The sequence below is a fragment of the uncultured Fibrobacter sp. genome (assembly GCF_947166265.1).
Classification (GTDB): domain Bacteria; phylum Fibrobacterota; class Fibrobacteria; order Fibrobacterales; family Fibrobacteraceae; genus Fibrobacter.
The window spans coordinates 58,952-71,788 of sequence record NZ_CAMVDO010000004.1; the positions used below are offsets into that span (position 1 = coordinate 58,952).

General features: G+C 49.7%; 11 protein-coding genes and 1 tRNA gene. 1 reads left to right on the top strand and 11 read right to left on the bottom strand.

The window, feature by feature from the left end; all coding sequences use genetic code 11:
- Positions 1 to 85: 85 nt before the first annotated feature.
- From Q0W37_RS03510 to Q0W37_RS03560, 11 genes are all read right to left on the bottom strand, one after another.
- On the bottom strand, positions 86 to 1,504 hold the full coding sequence (locus tag Q0W37_RS03510; protein WP_297698815.1) for an MBOAT family O-acyltransferase: 1,419 nt from the start codon (positions 1,502 to 1,504) through the stop codon (positions 86 to 88).
- A 145-nt stretch (positions 1,505 to 1,649) separates the two neighbouring features.
- Entirely contained in the window at positions 1,650 to 2,048 is a 399-nt protein-coding gene (locus Q0W37_RS03515; protein ID WP_297698817.1) for a hypothetical protein, read from the bottom strand.
- Positions 2,049 to 2,137: 89 nt separating this feature from the next.
- Positions 2,138 to 2,210, bottom strand: a tRNA-Asn gene (locus Q0W37_RS03520).
- Positions 2,211 to 2,338: 128 nt separating this feature from the next.
- On the bottom strand, positions 2,339 to 3,424 hold the full coding sequence (locus Q0W37_RS03525; protein WP_297698818.1) for a pseudouridine synthase: 1,086 nt from the start codon (positions 3,422 to 3,424) through the stop codon (positions 2,339 to 2,341).
- Positions 3,424 to 4,059 (bottom strand): nicotinate-nicotinamide nucleotide adenylyltransferase, encoded by a 636-nt coding sequence (locus tag Q0W37_RS03530; RefSeq protein ID WP_297698820.1) that lies wholly within the window; start codon positions 4,057 to 4,059, stop codon positions 3,424 to 3,426. Before Q0W37_RS03530 ends, Q0W37_RS03525 begins: the two co-directional genes overlap by 1 nt.
- A 15-nt stretch (positions 4,060 to 4,074) precedes the next feature.
- Positions 4,075 to 4,641, bottom strand: coding sequence for a hypothetical protein (locus Q0W37_RS03535; RefSeq protein WP_297698822.1), 567 nt, complete (start codon positions 4,639 to 4,641; stop codon positions 4,075 to 4,077).
- A gap of 7 nt (positions 4,642 to 4,648) precedes the next feature.
- The gene (locus Q0W37_RS03540; protein WP_297698824.1) at positions 4,649 to 5,056 is read right to left on the bottom strand and encodes a hypothetical protein; all 408 of its coding nucleotides are present in this window, start codon (positions 5,054 to 5,056) and stop codon (positions 4,649 to 4,651) included.
- A gap of 11 nt (positions 5,057 to 5,067) precedes the next feature.
- The gene (gene rsgA, locus Q0W37_RS03545) at positions 5,068 to 6,303 is read right to left on the bottom strand and encodes a ribosome small subunit-dependent GTPase A (protein WP_297698826.1); all 1,236 of its coding nucleotides are present in this window, start codon (positions 6,301 to 6,303) and stop codon (positions 5,068 to 5,070) included.
- Positions 6,296 to 6,589, bottom strand: a complete 294-nt coding sequence (locus Q0W37_RS03550; RefSeq protein WP_297698827.1) for a hypothetical protein — start codon at positions 6,587 to 6,589, stop codon at positions 6,296 to 6,298. Before Q0W37_RS03550 ends, rsgA begins: the two co-directional genes overlap by 8 nt.
- Positions 6,590 to 6,592: 3 nt before the next feature.
- A complete protein-coding gene (locus tag Q0W37_RS03555) occupies positions 6,593 to 9,301 on the bottom strand; it encodes an FISUMP domain-containing protein (protein WP_297698829.1) in 2,709 nt (902 codons plus the stop codon).
- 98 nt (positions 9,302 to 9,399) lie between these two features.
- The gene (locus Q0W37_RS03560; RefSeq protein ID WP_297698831.1) at positions 9,400 to 11,691 is read right to left on the bottom strand and encodes a fibrobacter succinogenes major paralogous domain-containing protein; all 2,292 of its coding nucleotides are present in this window, start codon (positions 11,689 to 11,691) and stop codon (positions 9,400 to 9,402) included.
- A 284-nt stretch (positions 11,692 to 11,975) separates the two neighbouring features.
- Here Q0W37_RS03560 and Q0W37_RS03565 point away from each other — a divergent pair, with 284 nt between their 5' ends.
- Complete coding sequence (locus Q0W37_RS03565; protein WP_297698833.1) at positions 11,976 to 12,836, top strand: geranylgeranylglycerol-phosphate geranylgeranyltransferase; 861 nt, start codon at positions 11,976 to 11,978, stop codon at positions 12,834 to 12,836.
- Position 12,837: the final 1 nt, after the last annotated feature.

The window sequence follows — 12,837 nt, forward strand, 5'->3', positions numbered from 1 at the left end:
ACAAAAAAATTCAATTATCCAAACACCTCTGGATATTGCAAGGCTCCCGAAAATTTTTTTCGGGAGCTTTTTTATGGGGAATGGTTTAAAACTGAAAATACAGGAAGGGGTTGTAGCTCTGCGTAAAGAGCGCAAGAATCGCTACGACAAAGATTCCAAGCACCAAAGCCACACGGGCAGGCGTAAAGTTCATGCACCAGTCGTAGCTGCGGAATCGCCAGAAAGAAAGCACCGTGGCAAGCGCCATAAACACGACGCAGCTCGGAGTGAAGATTTCTGCAGAGAGCAAGGCATCCGAAACGGCAGTCGCCCCGAGTCCAAGCATATTCTTCCACATGCGAACGGCATCGCCTATAGAATCGGCGCGGAACAGCACCCAGCCGAACAGCACAATTACCTGGGTAATTGCAAGCTGAACCAACTGCGGAGCCTTATAGTAAAACGCCTGCTTGTTATTAGCGCGTTCCACAATCATAAAGAACGCATGGTAAAGGCCCCAGCACACAAAAGTCCAGTTAGCCCCGTGCCAAACGCCGCTCACGAACATCACCAGGAACAAGTTGAAATACAAACGCGCCGTTCCGACGCGGTTACCGCCCATCGGAATGTACAGATAATCGCGGAACCAGCTCGTAAGTGAAATATGCCAGCGTTTCCAGAATTCGGTAATGCTCTTGGAACGGTAAGGTCCATTGAAGTTTCGCGGAAAATGGAACCCGAGCATCAGCCCAAGGCCTATCGCCATGTTCGAATACGCCGAAAAATCAAAATATATCTGGAACATGTACGCCAACGAACCCCACCAGCTGTTGAGTACGCCGGGGGCATCGGCCGCAAAAACGCGGTCGGCGATAATGCCCACCTGGTTCGCAAGGAAAATTTTCTCGGCAAAACCGAAACAGAAAAACACCATGCCGCGCACAAAGTTTTCAAGAGTATGCGTACGGGTTTCCAATTCTTCGGCCACCGTATTGTAACGCACGATCGGGCCCGCCACCAACTGCGGAAAAAGGGCCACATAGCACGCAAAAGTCGCAAAGTTCTTGACCGGAGGCGCCGTACCGCGCCACACGTCTATCGCGTAACTCATGGACTGGAACGAATAGAACGAAATTCCGACCGGCAAAAGCACCGTCATCACCGAGAACGGCTCGCACCCCAGCCGAGTCGCTACATCGTTAATGATGCCCATGCCGAACATGTAGTACTTGAAAAATCCTAGCGCCCCCAGGTTTACCGCGACCGCCGCACCAAGCGCCAAGTTCCGCTGCAGCGGAGAAGCTCCCGGAGCCGAAATAAAGCGGCCAGCCACATACACCACCAGGGTGCAGCCGAACATCAAAAAGACAAGCCACGGTTCAAGCCAGCCGTAAAAGATGTAGCTGAAGACGGTAATGAAAAAGTTCAACGTCGAATGCTTCGCGTGTAACCTGTACAACACGAAGTACCCGACCAGGAAAGTCGGCAAAAAATAGAACAGAAAAATCTGGGAAGAGAAAACCATAGAGGATTGAGCTATGAGCGCGGGGCTAAAGCCCCTTTGAGGTATGGGGTCGTGATGAAGAAGTCAATATCAACAACAAATTCCCTCAAAGGGAGCCGCAGGCGACCAACCTCACCGCACAAAGCGAGTGAAACGAGCGACCTCATCACTCATTAACCTCAATAGCCAGGTAACGCGGAGATTCGTCATCAAAGTATTCATCTTCGACAGCGCCATCCCAGTTGCCTTCGAGCGGAACAAGCTTGAGCTTATGCTTGGCCTTTGCCTTGAATTCGCCCACATTCCCCTTGGACTTATCGGCCATCTTGTCTTTCACCTTGCCGCGGGCAATCAGGGGATTATATACCCCCACCAGCACCTCCTTGGCATCAAGCGTTCCCGATTCCACCTTCAGGACCTTGTACTTGAACATATACACATAGCTGTAAAGGTCATTGCTAGGCATCTTGCCCGGAATTTCGGTCAAGCGGCCTTCAATCGCAATAGGATCCGCCACGGCAAAAACAGCAAAGGCAAACAAGGCAATCCATAATTTTCTGAGCATAAAGCCCCCATAAAAAGATTCTTCTCAAATATATAAAAAAGCAACCCTATAACAGAAAAAGGTTCCGACTTTCATCGGAACCTTTTTCACTGCTTCACTTGGACTCGAACCAAGGACAACGCGATTAACAGTCGCGGGCTCTACCAACTGAGCTATGAAGCAATTTTGTCTTTCGAGGTTTCCCTCATCGACGGCACCAAATATAGATAATACAGATTATTTGTCAAGGGTAAAGGGCAATTTTTTTTGTTTTTTTTGAAAAAAAACATTTTTGTATGCACGGAGCCCTTCTAAACGTTCCTTTGTATGCCCTTGAGCAGCTCCGACATCTCTTCGGGACAGTCCGTACACTCAAAAACACGCGGTTCTTTCCAATAGGGCAACTGAATTTCGACCTTGTAAGCATAGAGCATCTGAGACTTTCCACCGAGGGCCTCCAGGTCTTCGGCGCTAAGCCCCGCCTCGGAATTGTCTACAGAGGAATCCCTAGACCAGGAACGCGACATTTTTTCGTAGTAGATCCCGTCGAAGCTGTACAGGCGATCCCCCAGAATCGGGAACCCGAGTTCAGCGAGGTGAGCGCGAATCTGGTGCTTGCGGCCCGTCAAAAGTTCCGCTTCCACTACAGAATAATTAGACTCCCCCGCAACAGGATGCAGAAGTTTTCCCCTGCCTAGGCACCTGAATCGCGTATGGCAGGGTTTGCCATCTGAAAAACGGTGCATCCGTAGCCGCAGACGGTCCTCGGGGTCTTCGCGCAAAGGCATTTCGCAGTCTACGACGCAGGCGTTACCCTCAAGGAAAACCTGAGAATCCAGAAAATCGAACGTCGAAGCCTCTGATTCTACCATCGGAAATTCGCCACGGACAACCGCCATATAGAATTTTTTCAGCAGGATTCGATCCAAATTCTTCTGGAACCTCGCCGCCGATTCTGCATACTTCGCAAACAGCATAAGTCCGCCGGTATCGCGGTCCAAGCGATGCATCGGCGTAGCCGTTTCGTAATCGGTTCCACGGCGAACAATCGAGGTGAAAGTATTGTAGAAAATATGCCCCGTATGGTGTACCGGCACCCCCGCAGGCTTTGCCACCAGCATGAATTCGTCGTCTTCGAAAACGATCTTAAAATCCGTCGGCACTTCGGGTTCGGTGTAGTTCGCCACGTGGTACACCACCTTGTCGCCCCGGTGCGCAACCGTTTCAAGGTTCGCCGTTTCACCGTTCACTTTCACGAATCCACCCGAAAGCTTTTCGCTCCACAATTCACGGCTATGGTAGGTAAAACGCTTACATAAGGAATCGAGCAGAAGCCAGCCCTCGTGTTCAGGCTGCACCACGCTCTCGAAATACATATCAGAAGGTGCGCGCGACATTATTCCCTGTACAGTCCACGCTGCTTTATGTATTCGTACACTTTCGGGTGAAGTCCCTTGGGTTCTTCGCCACACAGGAGCGCCTTGCGAATGGCGGTACTCGAATAGACGCCTTCAAAGCCTTCTTCGGGGCCAAGCCACAACAGATTTGCATAGCCCTTCGCCTTGTGCGCCACCATATCCGGTTTCGGGTACCCGTTACGGGCAAATACAATCAGTTCGATGTCTCGCAGCAACAGGTGGCCGTTGTAGTTGGTGCCGAAAAAATTCATCGGATCACGCCAATGCGGAATGCCATCGTAGGTGTCGGCACCGGTCAGCAGTCGAAAGTTGATGTCGGGGAACTTTTCCTTGAGTCCACACAAAAATACGTACGAGCCACGAAAATCGCCCTGCTCAATTTCCAAGTCCGAAAGAATCAGACGTGGGTCGCCTTCCATGGCAAGTTCCAGCATGGCAAAACGGTCCTCGGGACTTGCATTCAGTTTCTTGTCCCAACGGTCCGGGCTCGGCATAAACCAAACTTCGTCACAGAAATTTCTTTCCAGACAGGTTTTCGCCACACGGATATGATCCAGGTGAACCGGATCGAAAGCACCCCCTAAAACCGCAACATTCTTCTTAAACTCAGACAACGTAAATCCTCAAATCTAGAACGCGAACACCGAGAAGCCCAGGTTCATCTGAATGCGACCACCACGAACTTTCTTATTCTTGAACGGATCGTAGTGCGAAAGCACCCAGCGGTATTCCACATCGGCAAAAAGCATCGTCTTCGAGAAAATATACAGGATAGAGCCGAATCCGGCCCCCCATTCGTTCCAGGCGACGTCACCAATATCGGAAAGTTCCTTGACACGCGAATACTTGCCCATCAGGTAAAGTTCGCCAAACAAGTGAACGCCAAGTTCAAAATCCAATTCGGAGTGATCGACATCGTAATCATCACCACTGTCGGCATCTTCTTCGTAACCGAACATTCCATACCCGATACGGAAAAAGCCCATTCCCGGATACCAGAGACCAACGATCGGTTCAATCTGTCGAAGTCCAATGCCACGGTCCGAACCCACGCCCGTCCCCGAGCCGAACCCAAGCGCACTTCCAACAATTAACGGAGTACGAATGCCACTCAGAGCGGCCCCAGCCCCTCCCTGCGACCAGGCGGGAACGCAGGCAAACAGGGCAAACACGAGTATGGCGACAATCTTTTTCATAGGCTCCTCACGACACGGCAATGATCGCAATTCCAAGTCCCATCAAGACATTCACCGCGGCATCCACCTTGGTCATCTTGAAGAAACTCGGACGAATCGAATTTTCCTTGAAAATCTGGGAAATTTCCAAATGAGACAGGAACATCGAAACAGCAAGCTTTACAAACACGGCTCCCACCACCCAATAGGCGAGCCCCGAAAGATAGGTCAGCGCAATAAACAGGAGAGAAAGCGTTCCCGTCAGCAAAAAATTGGAACGACGAACGGACTGTTCATCCGAATCATTTTCGAGCGCCATCGCCTTGAATTCCTTGACCTTTTCACAAATGGCCTCGTAGCTTGTCACCAGCTGATGCAGGTTATAGCCCACCAGCACAATGGATGCGACCAAGGTAATCTTTATAGCAATATCCATTTTTCTAAGACCTAGTTTCTAGAATTCAAAATTCTCAAATAGCTTGCATAACGCGCACGCGAAAGTTTTCCAGACTCAACCGCCTCGCGGACCGAGCAACCCGGTTCTTTGAGGTGCTTGCAGTTGCTGTACTTGCAGGTGAACAGGTCGCCCTCGAAAAATCCCGGGAAAATCTTGGCGAGCGTTTCGCCGTCCATGTCGTCTTCGCCATTCGAAAGGCCGATGCTACGGATGCCCGGCGTATCGATGACATAACCACCGCCCGGGAAATCGAACAGGCTCGAAGAAGTCGTCGTATGCCGCCCCTTACCGTCGCGTTCGCGCACCTCGCCGGTTTCGAGTTCCGCCCCCGGCACCAAGGCATTCACCAGAGTCGACTTGCCGACACCGCTCTGTCCACTGAACACCGAGGACTTGCCGATCAATTCTTCGCGAAGCGTGTCAAGTCCAACGCCGTTTTTAACGCTGACAGGAATCACCTTGTCCACGATACTCATGAAGTCGCGGATATCTTCGCTTAAATCTGCCTCGCCATTCGGCAATAGGTCCATCTTGGTAAGCACCAGCACGAAAGGCAAATTATTCAGGTTCGCCGCGAGCAAGAAACGGTCCATGAACCCGTAATTGAACTCGGGCTGCGTCACGCTCGCCACAATCACCACCTGGTCGATATTTGCAGCCAAGGTCAGCTTGCGCCTAAAACTGTCGCGGGGCCCCGGACGCTTGAGTTCGCTCTTTCGCGGAAGCACGCGCACCACGCAATATTTCTGAGAGCCAACGCCTTCGCCGCTATCTTCGTCCTCGTTCACCTGCCCTAAGAGTACGCGGTCACCCACCGCCGGGAATTCTCCCAACGCCTTAGAAGTCGTCGCGCGATACATGGCAGTGACAGTAGACGGTAGACAGTCGGAAGTAGGAAGTGAGGTTGCTTCGCTTTGAGGTCGGGCTTCGCCCTTTGGGGTTTGAGAATCAGGAAGGTTATCAAGTCGAACTTCGCAGGTGCGGCGATGCACTTCGACCACCAGGCCTTCTACACAGTCCTCTTCGCGGATTTTTTCGAGCGGGTCCTTGATTTTCTTGAGGCGCGGATTCTTGAATTCGCGGCTGAAGCGTTCCTTGATGGGGCGTTCATCGACAACGCCGGATTCCATTTCGCGCATCACGTCGATACGCCTGCTGCGGTGATCGCGGCGGGTCGGCCTTATGCGTCTAGGTTCGCGTTCGTCTTCGAAATCGTTATCAAGCATTACGCTTTTTTTCTTTATCGTTTTTCTTGTAATTTAGAAAATCCGGCAAAGTTTCTTCGAGTTCTTCTTCCGAAACGGGCCTATCCTGACGAATGGATTCCATCAGGAAATGGATTGCCTTTAGGCGACCGTTGCATTTTTCGATGCAATTATCGTAAAAGCCCTTTGTCTTGTAGTCGCCTTCGACCACGCGCTCGGACGCATACAGAAAATGTTCCACGCAAATTGAAAGTTGCTCGGCTTCCGCCCGTAAGTCCACTAAATTGCTCTTAGTAAAAAACGGCATAGGCTAATCCTTTACGCAACGAATACTGTTATAATCTGTTGTTGTGGTATTGTATACACCAGGGCCCTCATAGCAATCCATACACCAAAAGCAAACCTTGAGTATATCCGTTTCACGTTGAGAAGAAGTCAAGAATTGAAGACCAGCACCACGAATTTCCTCACCATTCACATAATAAACAATACTAGGCAAAACAGAGAATCCGTAAGCATCTGTCGCATCAGTCCAATAGGCAGTCCCCTTAATCTTCATTGCGCCAACCGATTTACCAACAGATTCAAACAATTCCTGCCATTCCGAAGAATCCGGCAAATGCCAACCCTCGGGGCAAACGCCTCTTACAGGATACTGTAGCGAGCAGGTCTTATCAGTGCCACAACCTTTACCTCCCGCCGAATAAATTCCCGCGCTATCCATAGCGGCAGCCCAAGTGTAATAACGACCATATCGCGAACAGTCTTCCGAATTATCCTTACAAACACGACCATACCTTTCTGTTTCGGAAAAATCAAAATTACAAACATTACCATAAGATTTGTCATCCACTTTATAATCGAAATTCAGGTTTTCCGCCATCCAGACTTGGGTTCCAATTTTTATGGTATAATAAGACTTTCCATCACGTTTATCTTTCAAAACTCCAAACTTAGAGGTATCTCTTTTAATTAAGATATCTGGACTTATCGATCCATCGTTCTCGCATAGGTATCCATATTCTCCATATTCAGATTCATCCACTTTTTTTACCAACATGCCCCTATTGTAAGACGTACAGCCCCAGCCATGTCGAATTTCGTCAGATGTAACCGCTCTGAACGTATCGGCATCACAGACATAACTCCAACCCGTTACAATACCACTGAACGGAGCCCCATCCTTTGTACATTCCTTCTGGTAGGTATCTTTTTCGATTAAAGTCGCTTCACGCCAAGCTTTCTTACTCTTTTCGTAAATATAATAGGTGGTCGTATTCACTTGTCCCTTGCGGACTTCGCCATCAAACTCGCCTGCGCCCCAGGTCGCGGTATCTTTTTCAATACCAGTCGCAGCACGCCAACGGTACAGGCTTGCGTCATCACAGATAAAGCGGACTTTATCGCCCACACTGTTCACATCTGCATAGTTCTTGGCATAGTACCTCTTGGAATTCTTATTCGATACGTTTTTCACCGTTCCCACCTTATTTTTGCCCTCACCACAAATACCTAAGCCAAGTTCCTTACTCCAGAACCTGCGGACAAATTTTTCGAAGTCGGGAACGTTTCCGCCACCAAGACCCCAGCCCTGAACATTCTTGCGGATTTTTGCAAGTTTACTCGCCGTATCCATTACCGTAGAATCCACAGTGGCGGCCCAGTCGGCGATTTCGGCCCTCTTCGCCGCATCGCCCCAAGTGCCATCTTCCGCAAAATCGTCGGCCATTTCCGTCAAGAGCACCGAAAGATCCGTTTCATCGCCATCGCCCTGCAACAGAACCGAAATCGCGAGAAGAGCGGCATCGGCATCCGTCTTGCCGAATACGTCCAGGTCTTCAGATTCAGCCTTCATCGAACTCGCATCGATATAGAATGCATCGAGAATTTCAGCCTGGGCCTGCTTTTTCGCCGCCCTTACCGTTTTTTTCTCCTTCGTTACCAAATAATAGACGCGGTCTTTTTCAAGGTGCGTCAGCAGGTTCACGTTGGCAGACCTACGCATAAGCATATTGGTATAGGCCTGCAACTTGATCGCCGTCGTCGTTTTCTTGCCGGTCACCTCGTTGCGGTATTTACCGTCAGCCACCAGCAACGCGTACTGACTCACCAGATTACGCGAAGAAAACTTATAGCGACCATCGTCGTCCTTGATTTCACTCGTAAAGTTGCCGTTTGTCTGCTTCAAGGTGCGGCCATCAGAAAGCTCGTAAAGATAAACCGTAGAGCCTTTCAGGAACGGGCCCTTCTGCGAATAGCCCGCTAAGGAATCCAGCGAAATCGCCACCTTTTCAGAATCAAGCTCCAACGTGTCGATAGAGGTCGTATCGACAGTGGCCGTATCGACCGACGCACCACCCGTTCGCAGGTTCAAGGTCATCGATTTGTCGCCACACTTGATGGTAACCAAGGAATCTGTCTGAGCGGCAATCGAACAACCTACGCCGTTGTCACCTTTTTCGCCTTGTTTTCCGTCGGTTCCGTCCTTGCCGTCTTTACCGGCAGCACCATTTTCGCCGTCCTTACCAGCGGCACCGTTCAGCACCACGCCAATGGAATCTCCATTGCAGATAATCTTGAGGCCGCTCTTGTCCTTGAGTTCCTTAGTAGTGCAGCTGAAATCAGCAGAAGAAGTATCCTTCGCGATGGTTGCAAACCACTTGCCATCTACGCAAATACGAGTTGCGCTTTCATCTTTCACCCACACCTGCTCCCCGGCATTTTCCTTGGTGCATTTGGGGAGATCCTTTACCGAGGAAACGATTTCGGTACCGCCAGTCGCCACCTCTACGATTTTTTCGGTGGTGGTATTTTCGCCGCAAGCCGTAAGGAGGATGGCAATAAGGATTGCTGCTAGAGATCCTTCGACTACGTGCATCGCACTTCGCTCAGGATGACACATCTGTAAAAATTCCTTCAACGCACATCGGCCCTTCGACAGGCTCAGGGACCTTAATTGTATGGATTCCATCGCCTTACGGCTCCAGGATGACGAAACGGGGGATGAAAAATTTTTCATAAAAAGCACCTTTTTCACCTACAATTTAAATTATTACAGCAATAAGGTTTCTACAAGAAAGGGAGATGCCCGCCTCCGCGGGCATGACAATACGGAATTTAGTCCTGAAGGCAACGAACTGAATACCTAAAATTCTTGTTATAGTCATTCAGGAAAGGCGTCTCATTTGAGTAGTACAAGTCCACACCAACACCATACCAACCGTCAGAACCATTACCCCTCGAAGCACTCCAGAAACGCGCATTTTCTTTTTCACCAAACGAATCCTTGCCGGTCATATAACCCACAGGGAGTGCGGTAAAGCCAAATTCATCCTTGCCGTTAATATCCCCATACCAGCCTGTCTGCGACTTAAGAAGATCACCAGCAATCAATCGTTCACCGACGGCATCGAACAAAGTTTCCCATTCCGCTTTACTCGGCAAATGCCAACCTTCGGGACATACACCGCGAACCGTGTCAGGCAATTCGCAAGTCTTACCGTAGCCACATTCGCCTTCGGTCTTGCCTACCGCCGCAGCCCAGGTATAGAGCCTTCCGTACTTCGCACAATTATCCGCTAGGTTATCGAAGCAGACACTTTGCCCCTCAACTTCATAGTTCAAGTTTTCCGCCATCCAAACCTGATTTCCGATCGTTATTGTTCTGTATTCAACTCCAGCCTTATCCTTCATTGAACCCGAACTGCCCTTAATGTCAAACTTCCATTTTCCTGCGGTGCACTTATAATGCGACAACTGACCGTCAAGAACAATGCTACTATCATTCAAGTAATTAACGCAGCCCCGATTCCAACCAATCTCCGTACTATTCGCATACCGAAGCGTATCTTTATCAAACACCATTTTTTTTCCTGTAAACGGTCCATCAAGAAGTTCCCCCATTTTTGTATTCTTCGGGTTCCAATTGAACCGATCTTTTTCTAAATCCGTCGCGGCACGCCACCGGTACAGGCTAGCATCATCACAAATAAAGCGGACTTTATTGCCAGCACCATTTTCATTGAAGTATTTTTCGGCATAGAATTTCTGGGAATTGGTATTCGATACATTCTTCACCGTTCCCACCTTATTTTCGCCCTCGCCACAAACGCCAAGGCCAAGTTCTTTACTCCAGAATTTGCGGATAAATTTTTCGAAGTCGGGAACATTACCGCCACCGAGGCCCCAGCCCTGAACATTCTTGCGAATTTTTACAAGTTTGCTTGCCGTATCCATTACCGTAGAATCCACAGAGGCGGCCCAATCGGCAATTTCAGCCCTTTTCGCTGCATTACCCCAATCGCCATCTTCAGCCAAATCGTCAGCCATTTCCGTCAAAAGCACCGAAAGATCCGTTTCATCGCCCTTACCCTGCAATAGAACCGAAATTGCGAGAAGAGCGGCATCGGCATCTGTCTTGCCGAACACGTCTAAGTATTCGGATTCAGCCTTCATCGAACTCGCATCGATGTGGAAGGCCGCTAGAATTTCAGCCTGAGCCTGCTTTTTAGCAGCCCGCACTGTTTTCTTTTCTTGCGTCACTAAGTAAAATACACGGTCCTTTTCAAGGTGCGTCAGCAAATTCACGTTTGCAGACCTGCGCGAAAGCATATTAGTATAGGCTTGCAACTTAATTGCCGTGTTCGTCGGCTTCCCCGTCACCTCGTTGTGGTACTTGCCATCGGCAACCAGCAACGCGTACTGGCTCACCAGATTACGCGAGGTAAACTTGTAACGACCATCGTCGTCCTTGATTTCACTCGTAAAGTTACCATTCGTCTGCTTGAGCGTACGGCCATCAGAAAGCTCGTAAAGATAAACCGTAGAGCCTTTCAGGAACGGGCCCTTCTGCGAATAGCCCGAGAGCGAATCTAGCGAAATCGCCACCTTTTCAGAATCCAGGTCCAACGTGTCGACAGAGGTCGTATCGACAGTCACTCCGTTCGCACGAAGATTCAAAGTCATCGACTTGTCGCCACACTTGATCATAACCAAGGAATCCGTCTGAGCGGCAATCGAGCAACCTACGCCGTTGTCACCTTTTTCGCCGTCCTTACCGGCGGAACCGTTCAGCACCACACCGATGGAATCACCGTTGCAGACAATCTTGAGGCCGCTCTTGTCCTTGAGTTCCTTGGTCGTGCAGCTGAAATCGGCGGATGAATCCTTCGCGACCGTTGCAAACCAATTGCCGTCTACGCAGACTCGGTCTGCAGATTCATCTTTGACCCAAACGCGTTCGCCCTGATTGTCCTTGGTGCATTTGGGGAGATCCTTGACAGACTCGACAATTTCCGTGCCGCCGACCGCCACTTCCACGATTTTTTCGGTGGTGGTGGATTCGCCGCAAGCTGAAAACAGGACAAGAGACGAAATAATAGAGATGAGAGGTATGGAGATTTTTTTCATAAAAAGCACCTTTTCACCTACAATTTAAATTATTACAGCAATAAGGTTTCTACAAGAAAGGGAGATGCCCGCCTCCGCGGGCATGACAATGCGAGAAACTGTCAACTAGAGACCCTTCGCCCTTCGGCATGGTTCGACAGGCTCACCAACCGAGCTCAGGGACCTTAACAGCGAGGATTCCGTTAAGGTATCGCCCTTCGCTCAGGATGACAAGGCAGGGGAAAGCTCTTTCAAAAAGCTATATTTTCGATATGCTTTTACACCTTTTTAAGATGTCTCGACCGGTGAATATCGTCATTGCCATGGTAACTCTTGCCATTGGCTACTACCTTCTTTCGGCAATGCCCACGAATGAGGGTGGAATCGAATGGATTTCGCTTATTTTGCAGACACTTGGATTTGCATTCGCCATCAGCTTTGCAAACATCCAGAATGATATCTGGGATCTTGAATCGGACCGCCTGAACCGCCCGGAACGTCCGCTCGTAACCGGAAAAGTTTCGATAGCCGTTGCACAAAAGGCGTGGATTATTTTACTGGTGCTCACCCTTGCGGCAGGACTTGCCGACAGCATTCTCACCAAGACAAACTGGACCGCAAGTATTTTCTTTGTTCTGCTGAGCTTACTGCTGATTGCTTACAACAAATGGCTCAAGCATATTCCGCTGCTAAAAAATATGACCGTCGCCCTGATGTGTGCGACGCCCCTACTTCTCTGCTATTTCTACCCCGCCGGCATAAGCGAAACCGAGACCTATACGATGGACCCTGCCGACAAAATCGGGTACCTCTACCCCGCAATGTTATTCGCATTTTTACTCACAACCGCCCGCGAGATATACAAGGACCTGGAAGACGAAACAGGAGACCTCAAGGCAGGAATTATGACTTTCCCGCTGATTGCAGGAGCAAAAACCGCAAGGAGGCTCGCCGGATTCATCTGCATTTTCTGCTGGGCCATTTTACCGCTCCCGGTGCTGCAAGGCTACTATCCGACCTTGTTTTTGATGATTACAGGCGCCATTTTTACGCCCACGATTCTCGCCATTCTCATTTACGCCCACAAACGTAACTACCGACGCGCCCAGAAATTGGTGAAAGTCGCCATGTTCGCAGGACTCGTGGCGTTACTCGTGTGTTGTTAGA

Excerpts from the sequence above, each read along its gene's own strand:
- Q0W37_RS03510 (WP_297698815.1), bottom strand. The coding sequence starts at position 1,504 with ATGGTTTTCTCTTCCCAGATTTTTCTGTTCTATTTTTTGCCGACTTTC.
- Q0W37_RS03515 (WP_297698817.1), bottom strand. The coding sequence starts at position 2,048 with ATGCTCAGAAAATTATGGATTGCCTTGTTTGCCTTTGCTGTTTTTGCC.
- Q0W37_RS03525 (WP_297698818.1), bottom strand. The coding sequence starts at position 3,424 with ATGTCGCGCGCACCTTCTGATATGTATTTCGAGAGCGTGGTGCAGCCT.
- Q0W37_RS03535 (WP_297698822.1), bottom strand. The coding sequence starts at position 4,641 with ATGAAAAAGATTGTCGCCATACTCGTGTTTGCCCTGTTTGCCTGCGTT.
- Q0W37_RS03540 (WP_297698824.1), bottom strand. The coding sequence starts at position 5,056 with ATGGATATTGCTATAAAGATTACCTTGGTCGCATCCATTGTGCTGGTG.
- rsgA (WP_297698826.1), bottom strand. The coding sequence starts at position 6,303 with ATGCTTGATAACGATTTCGAAGACGAACGCGAACCTAGACGCATAAGG.
- Q0W37_RS03550 (WP_297698827.1), bottom strand. The coding sequence starts at position 6,589 with ATGCCGTTTTTTACTAAGAGCAATTTAGTGGACTTACGGGCGGAAGCC.
- Q0W37_RS03555 (WP_297698829.1), bottom strand. The coding sequence starts at position 9,301 with ATGAAAAATTTTTCATCCCCCGTTTCGTCATCCTGGAGCCGTAAGGCG.
- Q0W37_RS03560 (WP_297698831.1), bottom strand. The coding sequence starts at position 11,691 with ATGAAAAAAATCTCCATACCTCTCATCTCTATTATTTCGTCTCTTGTC.